Raw genomic sequence first — 421 nt, forward strand, 5'->3', positions numbered from 1 at the left:
GTGCTGCTCGCGCTCTCCGCGCGGACGGGGCCGTGGACGGCCGCCGCGTTCGTGCCGCTCGCCGTCCCGGCGCTCGCCGCCGCGTCCTTCGCGCGCGGGCGCACCCGGTGGCCCACGCCCGCCCTGTACACGCTGTCGGCGTTCGCGAGCTGGACCGTCCTCGGACTCGCCCGGTGAGGCGGAGCCGTCTCAGGGGCGGGCCGCGTCAGGCCAGGCCCATCTCCCGCCGGACGTTCGCGAACTCCACCGCCATCGCGTCCGACAGGGCGCGGGCCCCCGACAGCGGGCGCACCATCACGCAGAACTCGTCGATGAGCCCGGCGTCGTCGTGGTGCAGGAAGTCGCAGCCGTGCACCTCCCGGTCGCCCACCCGCGCCTTGAACATGAGCGCGTGGTCGCGGCCGCCGCCGATCTCCCGGAC

1 pseudogene is annotated in these 421 nt (G+C 76.2%); it reads right to left on the reverse strand.

Features of this window, described 5'->3' with window-relative positions:
• Positions 1-205: 205 nt before the first annotated feature.
• Positions 206-421, reverse strand: a pseudogene (locus GR197_RS31540) (hypothetical protein); the annotation flags it as partial.

Source organism: Rhizobium phaseoli, from assembly GCF_010668805.1.
Taxonomy (GTDB): Bacteria; Pseudomonadota; Alphaproteobacteria; order Rhizobiales; family Rhizobiaceae; genus Rhizobium; species Rhizobium phaseoli_A.